The sequence below is a fragment of the Caulobacter sp. genome (genome assembly GCF_039596335.1).
In the GTDB taxonomy this organism is placed as follows: domain Bacteria; phylum Pseudomonadota; class Alphaproteobacteria; order Caulobacterales; family Caulobacteraceae; genus Caulobacter.
Genome location: NZ_JBCNJZ010000003.1, coordinates 108,831 through 121,286 on the forward strand (window position 1 = coordinate 108,831; position 12,456 = coordinate 121,286).

The 12,456-nt window shown below is 67.5% G+C and carries 13 protein-coding genes; 7 read left to right on the plus strand and 6 right to left on the minus strand.

What is annotated here, in order from left to right; translation table 11 throughout:
* Positions 1 to 12: 12 nt before the first annotated feature.
* From hmgA to ABDW31_RS07065, 3 genes are read left to right on the plus strand one after another with little or no spacing between them, the layout of a single operon-like run.
* Positions 13 to 1,302 (plus strand): homogentisate 1,2-dioxygenase, encoded by a 1,290-nt coding sequence (hmgA, locus tag ABDW31_RS07055; RefSeq protein ID WP_184717737.1) that lies wholly within the window; start codon positions 13 to 15, stop codon positions 1,300 to 1,302.
* A gap of 26 nt (positions 1,303 to 1,328) precedes the next feature.
* Positions 1,329 to 2,336 carry a fumarylacetoacetate hydrolase family protein gene (locus ABDW31_RS07060; RefSeq protein WP_184717739.1) on the plus strand — a complete coding sequence of 336 codons (1,008 nt, stop codon included), beginning with the start codon at positions 1,329 to 1,331 and terminating at the stop codon, positions 2,334 to 2,336.
* Positions 2,333 to 2,707 (plus strand): Rieske (2Fe-2S) protein, encoded by a 375-nt coding sequence (locus ABDW31_RS07065; protein ID WP_184717741.1) that lies wholly within the window; start codon positions 2,333 to 2,335, stop codon positions 2,705 to 2,707. Before ABDW31_RS07060 ends, ABDW31_RS07065 begins: the two co-directional genes overlap by 4 nt.
* 64 nt (positions 2,708 to 2,771) lie before the next feature.
* On the opposite strand, the gene ABDW31_RS07070 is transcribed toward ABDW31_RS07065, so the two are convergent.
* From ABDW31_RS07070 to ABDW31_RS07080, 3 genes are read right to left on the minus strand one after another with little or no spacing between them, the layout of a single operon-like run.
* Positions 2,772 to 3,254 (minus strand): RidA family protein, encoded by a 483-nt coding sequence (locus ABDW31_RS07070; protein WP_184717743.1) that lies wholly within the window; start codon positions 3,252 to 3,254, stop codon positions 2,772 to 2,774.
* A 25-nt stretch (positions 3,255 to 3,279) separates the two neighbouring features.
* Positions 3,280 to 3,675 carry a cytochrome c gene (locus tag ABDW31_RS07075; protein WP_184717745.1) on the minus strand — a complete coding sequence of 132 codons (396 nt, stop codon included), beginning with the start codon at positions 3,673 to 3,675 and terminating at the stop codon, positions 3,280 to 3,282.
* Between the two features lie 13 nt (positions 3,676 to 3,688).
* A complete protein-coding gene (locus ABDW31_RS07080; protein ID WP_184717747.1) occupies positions 3,689 to 5,287 on the minus strand; it encodes a flavin monoamine oxidase family protein in 1,599 nt (532 codons plus the stop codon).
* 204 nt (positions 5,288 to 5,491) lie between these two features.
* Between ABDW31_RS07080 and ABDW31_RS07085 the strand changes: the two genes are divergently transcribed.
* Positions 5,492 to 6,037, plus strand: a complete 546-nt coding sequence (locus ABDW31_RS07085; protein ID WP_184717749.1) for a GNAT family N-acetyltransferase — start codon at positions 5,492 to 5,494, stop codon at positions 6,035 to 6,037.
* A 60-nt stretch (positions 6,038 to 6,097) separates the two neighbouring features.
* On the opposite strand, the gene ABDW31_RS07090 is transcribed toward ABDW31_RS07085, so the two are convergent.
* Together ABDW31_RS07090 and ABDW31_RS07095 are read right to left on the minus strand one after the other, a co-directional pair.
* Positions 6,098 to 8,488 (minus strand): TonB-dependent receptor, encoded by a 2,391-nt coding sequence (locus ABDW31_RS07090; protein ID WP_343698452.1) that lies wholly within the window; start codon positions 8,486 to 8,488, stop codon positions 6,098 to 6,100.
* Positions 8,489 to 8,928: 440 nt separating this feature from the next.
* Complete coding sequence (locus ABDW31_RS07095) at positions 8,929 to 9,291, minus strand: hypothetical protein (RefSeq protein ID WP_184717753.1); 363 nt, start codon at positions 9,289 to 9,291, stop codon at positions 8,929 to 8,931.
* Between the two features lie 72 nt (positions 9,292 to 9,363).
* Between ABDW31_RS07095 and ABDW31_RS07100 the strand changes: the two genes are divergently transcribed.
* The 3 genes from ABDW31_RS07100 to phaH all read left to right on the plus strand — a co-directional run bounded on the left by ABDW31_RS07100 (position 9,364) and on the right by phaH (position 11,990).
* On the plus strand, positions 9,364 to 10,362 hold the full coding sequence (locus ABDW31_RS07100) for a YafY family protein (protein ID WP_184717755.1): 999 nt from the start codon (positions 9,364 to 9,366) through the stop codon (positions 10,360 to 10,362).
* The gene (gene rlmJ, locus ABDW31_RS07105; protein ID WP_184717757.1) at positions 10,359 to 11,180 is read left to right on the plus strand and encodes a 23S rRNA (adenine(2030)-N(6))-methyltransferase RlmJ; all 822 of its coding nucleotides are present in this window, start codon (positions 10,359 to 10,361) and stop codon (positions 11,178 to 11,180) included. Before ABDW31_RS07100 ends, rlmJ begins: the two co-directional genes overlap by 4 nt.
* A gap of 102 nt (positions 11,181 to 11,282) precedes the next feature.
* Positions 11,283 to 11,990, plus strand: coding sequence for a phasin PhaH (gene phaH, locus ABDW31_RS07110; protein WP_184717759.1), 708 nt, complete (start codon positions 11,283 to 11,285; stop codon positions 11,988 to 11,990).
* Here the strand turns inward: phaH and ABDW31_RS07115 are convergent.
* The gene (locus tag ABDW31_RS07115; RefSeq protein ID WP_184717761.1) at positions 11,987 to 12,307 is read right to left on the minus strand and encodes a YbjQ family protein; all 321 of its coding nucleotides are present in this window, start codon (positions 12,305 to 12,307) and stop codon (positions 11,987 to 11,989) included. The genes phaH and ABDW31_RS07115 overlap by 4 nt on opposite strands.
* Between the last annotated feature and the right edge of the window lie 149 nt (positions 12,308 to 12,456).

Below are 12,456 nucleotides of genomic sequence, written 5' to 3' on the forward strand. Positions count from 1 at the left end.
GGGAGGACACACGTGACCAGCACCGACGCGCTCAAGTACCAGACCGGCTTCCGCAACCACTTCGCCACCGAGGCCGTGCCCGGGGCCCTGCCGATCGGCCAGAACTCGCCGCAGCGCGTGCCGTTTGGCCTGTATGCCGAGCAGCTGTCGGGCGCGGCGTTCACCGCGCCGCGCCACGAGAACCTGCGCAGCTGGCTCTATCGCCTGCGGCCCAGCGCCGGGCACGGCCCGTACCAGCCCTATGCGCAAGCCAACCTGGTCTCGACGTTCGGCGGACCGGTGACGCCCAACCGTCTGCGCTGGAGCCCGCTGGAGATCCCGGCCGCCCCGACCGACTTCGTCGACGGGCTGACGACCCTGGCCGGCAACGCCGACGCGGCGACGCTGAACGGCATCGGCGTGCACGTCTATCTGGCCAACACGTCGATGAAGAACCGGGTGTTCTACAACGCCGACGGTGAGCTGCTGCTGGTCCCGCAACAGGGCGTGCTGACCCTGGTCACCGAGTTCGGCGTTCTGACCGCCGGCCCCGGCCACATCGCGGTGATCCCGCGCGGCGTGCGCTTCCGCGTCGAGGTCGACGGGCTGTCGCGCGGCTATGTCTGCGAGAACTACGGCGCGGCGTTCCGCCTGCCGGAGCTGGGGCCGATCGGCTCGAACGGCCTGGCCAACCCCCGCGATTTCGAAACCCCTGTCGCGGCGTTCGAGGATATCGACGCTCCCACCCTGGTCATCCAGAAGTTCCAGGGCGCGCTGTGGGCCGCCGAGTGGGACCACAGCCCGCTGGACGTGGTGGCCTGGCACGGCAATCTCGCGCCGTACCGCTATGACCTGGCGCGCTTCAACACCATCAACACCGTCAGTTTCGACCACCCCGATCCGTCGATCTTCACGGTCCTGACCTCGCCCAGCGACACGCCCGGGACGGCCAATTGCGACTTCGTGATCTTCCCGCCGCGCTGGATGGTGGCCGAGCACACGTTCCGCCCGCCTTGGTTCCATCGCAACGTGATGAGCGAGTTCATGGGTCTGGTCCACGGCGCTTATGACGCCAAGGAGGGCGGCTTCTCGCCGGGCGGGTCGTCCTTGCACAACTGCATGAGCGATCACGGCCCCGACGTGGCCAGCCACAAGAAGGCCACCGAGGCCGAGCTCGGTCCCCACAAGATCGACGGGACCATGGCCTTCATGTTCGAAAGCCGTTGGGTGATCCGCCCCACGAAGTTCGCACTGGAGAGTTCGGCGCTTCAGAGTGACTATGACGCCTGCTGGACGGGCTTCCCCAAGGCGCGTCTGCCTTAAGCAACCACAAGAACAAGGAAGCGCTGATGAAGCTCGCGTCTCTCAAATCCGGTCGTGACGGCCGGCTGGTGGTGGTCTCCAACGACCTGGCCTGGTTCACCGACGCCGGCACGGTCGCCCCGACCCTGCAGGCCGCGCTGGATGACTGGACCCGTTGCGAGCCGCTGCTGCGCGGCCTGGCCGAGAGCCTCGAGCACGGTTCGGTGCCCAAGGAGCGCTTCCACGAGCATGACGCCGAGAGCCCGCTGCCGCGCGCCTACCAGTGGGTGGACGGCTCGGCCTACGTCAACCACGTGCAGCTGGTGCGCAAGGCCCGCGGCGCCGAGATGCCCGAGACCTTTTGGACCGATCCCCTGATGTACCAGGGCGCGTCGGACGGCTTCCTGGCCCCGCGCGATCCGATCCCGCTGGGCGACGCGGCCTGGGGCTGCGACCTGGAAGGCGAGATTGCCGTGATCATCGGCGACGTGCCCATGGGCGCCAGCCGCGAAGAGGCCCTGGAGGCCATCCGCCTGGTCATGCTGTGCAACGACGTCTCGCTGCGCAACCTGATCCCGGCTGAGCTGGGCAAGGGCTTCGGCTTCGTGCAATCCAAGCCGGCCAGCGCCTTCTCACCGGTGGCGGTGTCGCCCGACGCCCTGGGCGACGCCTGGAAGGACGGCAAGCTGCACGGCGCACTGCTGATCGAGCTGGACGGCAAGGACTTCGGCAAGGCCGACGCCGGCGTCGACATGACCTTCGACTTCGGGACCCTGGTGGCCCACGCCGCCAAGACCCGCAATCTTTGCGCAGGCACCATCGTCGGCTCGGGCACGGTCAGCAACCGCGACGCCGACGGCGGTCCCGGCAAGCCGATCTCGGAAGGCGGCCTGGGCTATTCGTGCCTGGCTGAACTGCGCACGGTTGAGACCATTCTGCATGGCGCGGCCAAGACGCCGTTCCTGGCCGGAGACGACACCATCCGCATCGAGATGAAGGACGCCAAGGGCCACTCGATCTTCGGCGCCATCGAGCAGACGGTCGAGCGGGTTTGACGCAAGAGGCGGCTGCTGTCGCGAGAATCTGGTCGACGCGGGCGGGGATCAATCTCGGCCCGCTGGACCTGATCGCCGACGGCAAGGCACGTAACTACGTGCTGCAGATCGGCGAGGCGCGTTTCCACGGCTTTGTGGTGCGAAAAGGCGAGGCAGTGTTCGGCTATGTCGACCGCTGCCCCCATGCCGGCCTGCCGCTGGCCCAGGAACTGGACCGCTACCTGACCCCGGACGGCGACCTGATCATGTGCTCCTGGCACGGGGCGGTGTTCACGTTGGAGGAGGGCGCCTGCGTCGGCGGTCCCTGCGTGGGCGCCAAGCTGTCGCCCTGGCCGGTCGAAGTCCGCGAGGGGCGGATCGTCACCGCGTAACCGGACAAGAGAACGGCCGCCTTCCAGAGGAAGGCGGCCGCTTTCGTTGGCGTTGCGCCGAAGTCTACTTCTTCTTTGCGGCTTGCACTTCGATCTCGACCAGCATGCCGTCGGCGACCAGGGCCGTGATCTGGCTGGTGATGCGGGCCGGCTTGTTGGGCTGTTCGGCGGTGCCGAAATAGGTCTTGTAGCCTTCCATCATGCCGGCGAAGTCCATCTTGCCGCCCTTGGCCGGGTCGCCGACCAGCAGCACGCGCATCATCACGACGTCGGCCATGGTGGCGCCTTGCGTCTTCAGCGCGGCTTCGATGCGGCCCAGCACGCCCAGGGTCTGGGTCTTGGTGTCGCCGAACTTGGCCACGCCCGTGGCCTTTTCGTCGATGACCGGCGGGGTCATCCCCGAGACATAGATGGTGTCGAAGCTGGCCGGCACGGTGACGACGCTGGCGATGATCGACTTGGGATCGCCGCCGCGGACGATCTCCTGAGCATTGGCCGCGCCGGCGATGGCGCAGAGGCCGACGGCCAGGGCGATGAGGCGTTTCATGGTCTTCTCCCGGTTTGAACTGAAACTAGTGGGCTTGCAGGCCGCGGGCCTGGGCGCCGGCTTTGGCCGCGGCGCGGGCGGTGGCCACGTCGCTGGGGCGGACGGCGCCGGCCTTGTTGCCCCATGACGAGCGGACATAAGTCAGGATCGCCGCGAGCTCGGCGTCGCTGAGGTCGTCCTTGAAGGCGGGCATGCCGGCGCGGCCGTTCAGCACGGTGGTGGTCACCACGCGGGCATTGCCCGTCACCAACGGCGAGCCGGCCAGGGCCGGAAAGGCGCCTTTGACGCCCTTGCCGGTGGTCTGGTGGCAGGCCGAGCAGTTGTCGGCGTACTGCGATTGCGGCGTCGGCGGCGCGGCGAGGGCAGGCGAGGCGAAACCGGCGATCAGAGCCAGGGCGGCGAGACGGGAAGCGAGGGTCATCTTGGGTCCTGCCTTAAGCTTGCTGCACGCGCGCGTGGATCTTTGCGATCTGCTGCCAAGCCGACTCGATGGCCCCGGCTTGCCAGCCGCCAAGGTAGCTGAGGTGTTCGCCGGCCAGATAGAGGCGGCCATCGGGCTCACAGAGGACGGGGTAGGCGTTCTTGCGGCCGTCTTCGCCCCACTCGGCCCAGCCGCCCAGATTGTGCTCGGCCAGGTGCCAGCTGAACGAGAAGGCGTTGTCGAAGTTCTCGGCATATTCCGGGAAGATCTTCTGGCCGCCGGCCACGGCGAAGGCCGCACGATCAGCCGGCTTCTTGGCGCTGATCCGCGCCGCCTCGCCGCCGAAATTGTAATAGCCCAAGAGCACGCCCTTCTGCCCTTGCCACCCATAGGAGGGCAGGCTGATCGAGCCGATGCCGGGAATGTCGTTGTAGATGTGGCCGCCGTAGATGTGGTGCTTGTCTTCCCAGAAGCGGGTCTTCATCTGCAGGCCGATCTTGTTGACCGGGGCGTAGGCCACGCCCTCCATCGCCGCCTTGAACGGCGCCGAGGCGTCCAGGTCGATCTGCTTGAGCACGCTGAGCGGGATGGTGCAGACGCAGTAGTCGGCGGTGACCTCGCCGGTCTTGCCGTCGGCGCCCTTGAACGAGACCGTCACGCCGGTGGCCGACTGCCGGATCTTCTCGACCACTGTCGAGTAGCGGATCATTGGCCCGACCTGCTTTTCGAAGGCCTTGGCGATCTGGTCCATGCCGCCGATCGGCTGCAGCATGGTGCGCTGCTGCTCGTAGCCGGTCACCGAGCTCAGGACCCGCCAGGCGCTGCTGTCCAGCACGTCCTTGAAGGCGAGCGGCGGCAGCTCCTTGCCGGGGCCCGGATTGACGCCGGCGCCGGGATGGATCGAGAAGCCGCGGCCTTCGGTGCCCTTGTAGGCCAGGTCCTTGGTCAGGCGGCCTTCATTGACCAGGTAGGCGATGAACTTCTCGCGGTCGACGCCCGACAGCGGAGCGTCCAGCTGGCCCTGGCTGGCGGCCTTGGCGACCAGCTCGGCGGTGTAGCCGCGGACGTCGGCGGCGATCTCGCCCTTGCGCACCGGCTTGCCGGCCAGCGGCCCCGCGCCCTTCTCGAAATAGACGTAAGATGCGTCGTTGTCGTTGACGAAACTCTCCAGCGGCACCCCGAACTGCTTGGTGTAATGCAGGGTCGAGCGGTGGTGATACGGGATCCGCCAGGCGCCGTGGTTGATGTAGTGGCCGTCGTCGAACTCGCAGACCTGGGTGTTGCCCAGGAGGTCGGTGTGCTTGAAGCCCTTGCGCGCGGTCTGGCAGCGGCCGCCGGCGAAGTCGCGGGCTTCCAGGATCTGCACCTGATAACCGGCCTTGCTGAGCTCATAGGCGGCGGTCATGCCCGCCAGGCCTGCGCCCAGTACGATGACCTTGGTGTTCTTGGCCCCGCCGGTCAGCGTCGGCGGCAACTCGCTGGCCGAAGCCATGCCGTAGCCCAGGGCTTCCATGCCCGACAGCACCAATGACATGCCGCCCACCGCGGCCAGGCTCTCGAAGAAGCGCCGGCGCGTCAGCACGCCCCCAGCAGACGCGTTAAACTCACTCATGACTATCCCCGCCGTCTTGTTGAAGGCATCTCGAAAGTCGGACCGCGCGGGCGCAATCCGTTTCCCGGCCAGACCGGCGCCGACCTGCCAGACGCCTCGCCATTGGGCGCCGGAAACGGTCATTGTGCGATCGGTGGGCGGGATCGTCCGTCGAGATCCGAATCCCTGTTTCCTGGACGCGAGCCGTCCGCGATGGAGTCGCCCATGACCTCGACCCCTCCCGATCTGCGCCTGCGCCTGGCGCGCGCCGAGGATATGCCGGCGCTGTCGGCGCTGATGGACCGGGCGATCGGCGAGCTGCTGCAGGCCTTCCTGCCGCCCGAGGGCGTGGCGGCCTCGTTCGAGATCATGGGGCTGGACACCCAGTTGATCGCCGACGGCACCTATTTCGTCGTGGAGGACGGCGAGGCGATCGCCGGCTGCGGCGGCTGGAGCCGGCGCGCTACCTTGTTCGGCGGCGACCATTCGGCCGGCCGCGACGCCGCGCTGCTGGACCCTGCGGTGGACGCGGCCCGGGTGCGGGCGATGTACACCGACCCTAACCACGCGCGGAAAGGCGTCGGCCGGCTGATCCTGGACGCCTGCGAAGCCGCCGCCCGCGCCGAAGGCTTCACCCGCGTCGAGATGGCCGCCACGATGGGCGGCGAGCCGCTGTACCGCGCCTGCGGCTACGCGGTGATCGAACCGTTCGAAGCGGTGACCTCGACCGGCTACCGCGTGCCGCTGCTACGGATGGGCAAGGGGCTGTAGACAAGCAAAAGGGGCGGGCCTTGCGGTCCGCCCCTTCGCGTTTCCGTGGTTCGATCCGCCTTAGAAGGCGAAGGTCAGGCGGCCGTAGTAGTAGCCGCCGTTGATGCCGTAAGGCGAGAAGCCCGGATACTGGGTCACGCAGCCGCCGCCGGACGCGATACAGGCGGTCTGGAAGGCGGTTGAGAACTTGTCCGGATACTTGTTGAAGGCGTTGTTGGCCCCGATCGCGGCAACCACGCCCATCGGGAACTTGTAGGACAACTCCACGTCGGTGATGGCGGCGGCGCTGGCGACCGTGGTCTGCAGCGGACCCGTGCCCGGATCCGACAGGGCCTCGGCCTTGCCATAGAAGGTCTCGGTCAGGCTGAGCGTGACCTTGCCGAAGGTGTAGAGGCCGTTGAGGCCGATCTTGTACTTCGGCGCGGCCTTTTCCAGCAGCGAGGCGGCGTTGCCGGCGAACAGGACCTGACCGCTCGGGAAGGCGGTGCTGGGCGTCGCCAGGGCGGCCGGGGCGGCCTTGACCTTGGTGATCTTGGTCTTGTTGAAGTTGCCCGACAGCGTCAAGTCGATGCGACCCAGGCCGTCCAGGTCGACCGGGTAGGCGACCACGAAGTCCAGGCCGCGGGTGCGGGTGTCCAGACCGTTGGAGAAGATGTTGACCCCGGTGCTGGCCACGGTGTTGTCCAGCACGTTGCCGTTGGCGGCGATTGCGGCGTTGACGTTGCTGTTGACCACGACGCCGTTGCGAATGCCGTAAACCGAGCTGGAGCCGAAGATCCGGTCCTTCAGATTGATCTGATAGGCGTCGATCGTGGCCGTCATTTTCGGGATCGGGTGGGCCACGATGCCGAAGCTGTAGTTCTTCGACTTTTCGGGCTTCAGCGCGTCGATGCCCAGCAGGCGGGCGGCCGGCGAGTTCGGGGCCAGTTGCACGAAGGCGCTGGTCGGCGACACGTTGGTGGCCGAGTAGAACGACTCCGCCAGGGTCGGGGCGCGGAAGCCGGTCGAGACGGTGCCGCGCACGGCGATCATCTCGTTGAAGTCATAGCGGCTGGTCAGCTTGGCGACGGTGGTGTCGCCGAAGTCGCTGAACTTCTCATAGCGGACGGCGGCGTCGATCTTCCAGGCCTCGACCGGGCTGATGGCCACGTCGCCATAGACGGCCCAGCTGGTGCGGGCGTGGCCGCCGGCGTCGGTCTTCTGGAAGCCCGGATACGACTGCGAGCCTTCCTTGTAGGTCGAGGCCGCGTCGCCCGCGCCGATGCGGTAGGTGTCACGGCGCTGTTCGAAGCCCAGGGCGACGTCCATCGGCGTGGCCATGCCGACGTCGAAGCCGCGGCGGACGTCCAGGTTGTTGGTCCACTGGGTGGTGCGCCAGCTACCGGCGTGGAACGAGGTGGGCGAGAAGCCCTTGGTCGTGGCGGTCGAGGTGTCGACATAGAGGCTGGCGTTGATCGAGTCCTCGACGCGCACCTCGATGTCGTCCTTGCCGTAGGTCGAGGACAGGTCGACGTTCCAGCCGGCCAGCTCGCCCGAGGCGCCCAGGGTCAGAGCGTAGTCGTCCTCGATGATGCGTTCGCGCGGGCTAAAGCCCATCGGGAACGGCCGATCCACCGCGCCCATCTTGCCCTGCACGCGGTTGTAGCGGCGGTAGTTCTCGTAGGCCGAGGCGTCCTTGTGACCGTAGGTGCCGAACGAATAGACCTCAAAGCCGCCGCCGACCTCGACGCCGCCATTGAAGGCCAGGTTCTGCATCCGATACTCGGCGTCGCCGGAGATCAGGTTCAGGAACGGATAGCCGGGGATCTGGCTCTCGACGGCGTTGTGGGCGGCCGTGTAGCCGGGGCTGGCCGGGTTGAACACGCGCTGGTCGGGCAGGCCGCGGTTCGAGAAGCCATGATACTTGGCTTCGACCGTGACGTTCAGATAGCTGTTCTCGGTCGGGGCCATGCCGACGTTGACCGACGCGCCGGCCGTCTTGCCGCCGCCGTCGATATACTCGCCGCCCGTGGCCGAGATCGAGCCGCCGCCGGGGTTCTTCTTCAGGATGATGTTGACGACGCCGGCGATGGCGTCGGTGCCGTACTGAGCCGCAGCGCCGTCGGTCAGCACCTCGATGCGGCCGATGCCGGCCATCGGGATGAAGGCGAGGTCGGCCGCGGCGGCGCCCTGATACACGCCCGACAGGACGGCCAGGTTACCGGTGGTGTGGCGACGCTTGCCGTTGACGAGGACCAGGGCCTGGTTGGGCGAGAGGCCGCGCAGGCGGGCCGACAGGGTCAGGTTGGCGGTGTCGCCGCCGAACGCCTGAGCGTTGAACGACGGGACCAGATTGGCCAGGCCCAGGCGAAGGTCGACCGTGCCGGTGCGCTCCAGCGTGCTGGTGTCGACCACTTGCACGGGGGCGGGGCTGTCGATGACACGCAGGCCGGTCTGGCGCGTGCCGGTCACGATAACGGTATCGATCTCACTGCTTTGTTCCGGCGGCGTAGCGCCAGTCCCTGCACCAGCTGCGAGTGCAAGAGATGAGTATCCCATAGTAACGGATAGCGCCGAAATGCCCGCGAGAAGCGCGAGTTTAGAACGCTGAGTCATTGATAGCCCCCTCATTATATTTATTGACGCGTGATGAATCCCTCTTCCATGACGTTATTCTCCCCAGGATTATGATTTTTTGACGCGGGCACTAAAAATAGATCGGTTACTGTCCGATCTATTCATGGGGGTTGAAGTCGGCGCGTTCGGCAATGGGGGGCTGTCAGGAAAACGCCACAACCGCGCCGGCGCCCTGTGGGCGCCATTTTGCGCGGCGACGGATTGCGGATTTTAGGCAGAACGACGTTCGGATCGGCGCATCGCGGGGGCGTTTCGTGCGCGGACCGGACGTCCGATCAGGCGACGAGGCGCATCGGTTCGGCCATTTCGCCGGTCTTGTTAGGGGTCTCTTCCGTCTCGAAAAGGTCGAAAGCCTCTTCCCAGGCGGCCCGTCGCGACTCGCGCAGTTCGGCGTCGTCGGTGATGCGCACGATCTGGTCCTCGCGGTCGTTCCACACCAGGCCAATGTCGGTGACGCGCTCGACATCGCGGCCCAGCAGCAGGAACATGTCGGCCTTGGCCGCGCGTTCGTGGCTGATCCGGCGCAGGGTGCGGCCGCCGCCCATGTCGCGGTGGATGTCGGCGAAGTCCATCACGGCCGAAATCAGGGCCTGATTGACGGGGGCGACGGTCCAGGCGGGGCAGGCGAAGCGGGACATCGGATTCTCCAGTGTCGATACCTGAAGAATGTATGGCGTATGCGACAAAAGCGGTCGTATAGGATTTCGCTTATGAGACACGAGAAAGCGACCCGTCTTCTGGATCTGGCCCGGATGCTGGCCGGCTCGGCCGAGGGGCTGACCCTGGACGAGATGGCGCGCAACCTGGATGTCGGCCGCCGCACCGCCGAGCGGATGCGTGACGCCGTCTGGACGGCCTTCCCGCAGATGGAGGCGATCGACGATCCGCCGACCAAGCGCTTCCGCATCCCCTCGGGCCTGGACGGCGTGTTCCAGACCCCGACCGCCGAGGAGCTGGCGGCCCTGCGCACCGCCGCCGACGGTTACAAGGCCTCCGGCGCGGACGCCCGCGCCGCCTCGCTCTACGCCTTGGAAGGCAAGCTGCTGTCGGCCCTGCGCGGTGCGGCCCGCCGCAAGGTGGCGCCCGATGTCGAGGCCCTCGTCCAGGCCGAGACCATTGCCATCCACGCCGGTCCGCGTCCGTTCGAGGACGAGCAGGTCCTGGCCGCCATCCGCACGGCGATCAAGGGTTTGCAGGCCCTGTCGTTCACCTACGGGGGCGGCAGCACGCCGGGCCGCACGCGCGAGGTGACGCCGCTGGGCGTCCTCTTCGGGCGCAGCAATTATCTGGTGGCGGCCGAGGGGCAGGGCGGTCAGCCGCGTTCCTGGCGCCTGGACCGCATGAGCGACCTGAAGGTGCTGGACCGCCCCGCCGCGCCGCCGGCCGACTTCTCGCTGCAGGCCTTCGCCGACGAGAGCTTTGGCATCTATCACGACGAGATCCAGGACGTGGTCCTGCGCATCAAGGCCACGCGCGCCGAGGACGCTCTCCGCTGGCGCTTCCACGCGACGCAGAAGGTTGTGCAGGAGGCCGACGGCTCGGTGACTGTCACCTTCCGGGCTGGCGGCATGCGCGAGCTGGCTTGGCACCTGTTCACATGGGGCGGCGATGTCGAGATCATTGGGCCCCAGGCGCTGAAGGACACCATGGTCCGCGAACTGCGCGAAGCTGGCCTTGCGCACGGCGCGTGGGTAGAGAGCGACGCATGAACTACCGCCACGCCTTCCACGCCGGCAACTTCGCCGACCTGCACAAGCACGCGATCGTGCTGGCCAAGCTGTCGGCCCTGCAGAAGGACAGCGACGCCCTCTCGGTGATCGACACCCACGCGGGGGCGGGCGGCTATGACCTGTCCGGCGAGATGGCCCGTCGCTCGGGCGAGGCCCAGGCGGGGATCTTCCGGCTGAAGGCGGCGACCGACGCGCCGGCAGTGTTCGCGCCGCTGCTGAAGGCCGTGGCCGACATGAACGGCGGCAAGCCCGGCGACCTCTATCCCGGCTCGCCGCTGCTGATGGCGCGGGCGCTGCGCAAGACCGACCGCTATGCCGGCTGCGAGCTGCGGCCTGACGACGTCCAGATCCTCCGCCAGACCCTGGCGCCCTACGCCAACGCCCAGGCGTTGGAGGCGGACGGCTATGCGACCGCGGGCGAGCGGGCCGGCAAGGGCGGCCGAACCTTTGTGGTCATCGATCCGCCGTTCGAGCGGCCGGACGACTACCGGCAGATCGCGGCTACAACGCGCGCCGTCCTGACCCGCGCGCCCGACGCGGCCATGGCGATCTGGCTGCCGATCAAGGACCTGGAGACCTTCGACTCCTTCCTGCGATCGATGGAGACGGTGACGAAAAAGCTGCTGATCGCCGAGCTGCGTCTGCGGCCGCTGATCGATCCGATGAAGATGAACGGCTGCGCGATGGTGATGATCAATGCGCCGTCTCCGGTTGAGGCTGCGGCCATCGAAGCGGGCGACTGGATCGCCTCGCGCCTGGGCGAAAAGGGCGGCCGGTCGCGGGTCTGGAACGTCTGACCTAAGGGAAGCATTTTTGCAGGTGCGAACGCGTTTTCCGTGTTACGCTGCGCTGCAATAGATCGCTGTCGTCCTAAGTCTTGCCGACCCGGGAGTCCCGCCATGGTTTCGATCTTCTCCTTCCTGCCCGACTACACGCCTGAAAAGGCCGAGACCCCGACCGCCCCGCATCTGGCGATCGGCGCGGCCTCGCCGCTGTGGCTGATGTTCGGCGGCGCGGCCGCCGCCGGCGCGACCTACTGGTGGTGGGCTTCGCGCTGGCGCGAGAGCGTCAATCTCGAGGCCATGCTGGCCCTGGCGCCCGAGCCGGCGACCGTGCCGGCCCAGACCCTCGCGGTGCTGGAAACCCCGGCCGAGCCTGTCGTCGAGGCCGTGACCCTGGCCGCCGAAACCACCGAGACGGTGCTGGACGCCGCCCAGGAGATCGCCGAGACGGTCGCCGAGCCCCTGGTCGAGACCGTGACGGCTGCGACCGAGCAGGCTGCCCAGGCGGTGGTCGAGCCCGTCGCCGTCATCGAGCCGGTCACTGCGGAAGCGGTGGAGCAGGCCGAGAAGACGGTCGAGGAGGTCGCCCCGGTCGCGCTCGAAACCGCCAAGGATAGCCTCGACGACCTGACCCGCCTGGTCGGCGTCGGTCCCAAGCTGGCCGCCTCGCTGGGCGAGCTGGGCGTCACCCAGTTCCAGCAGATCGCCGCCTGGACGCCGGACGAACTGGCCTCGTTCGACCAACTGTTGAACCTGAAGGGCCGCGCCGACCGCGAAGCCTGGATCGACCAGGCCAAGCGCCTGGCGGCTGAAGTGACGGCCTAGGACAGAACCACGGCGGTCCCGGACACCGACACCATCATCATCGAGCCGTTGGGGCCGACGGTGTTGTAGTCGAGGTCGACGCCCAGGATGGCGTTGGCGCCCAGGGCCTCGGCTTCCTTGGTCAGGTTCTTCATGGCGTCTTCGCGGGCCCTCGCCAGGACGCGCTCGTAGGACTTGGAGTGGCCGCCGATGAAGTCGCGGATCGAGGCCAGCAGGTCCAGTACGACGTTCGCGCCCAGGATCGACTGGGCGTAGATCGCGCCTTTGTACTCACGAACCGGGCGGCCTTCGATGAACGGGGTCGTCGTGATCAGCATCCGGGAATCCTGGCTGGCAACAGGGTTAACTTAAGCGCAAACGCAGCCGTTCGCGAGGGGCTCCCCCGAAAGGCGCGACTTTCGATCACGGCGTTCGCCCAATGGGGGAATCTGAAGCGTCGCCACTTCCGGCGCGGCCGGGCTTCAGG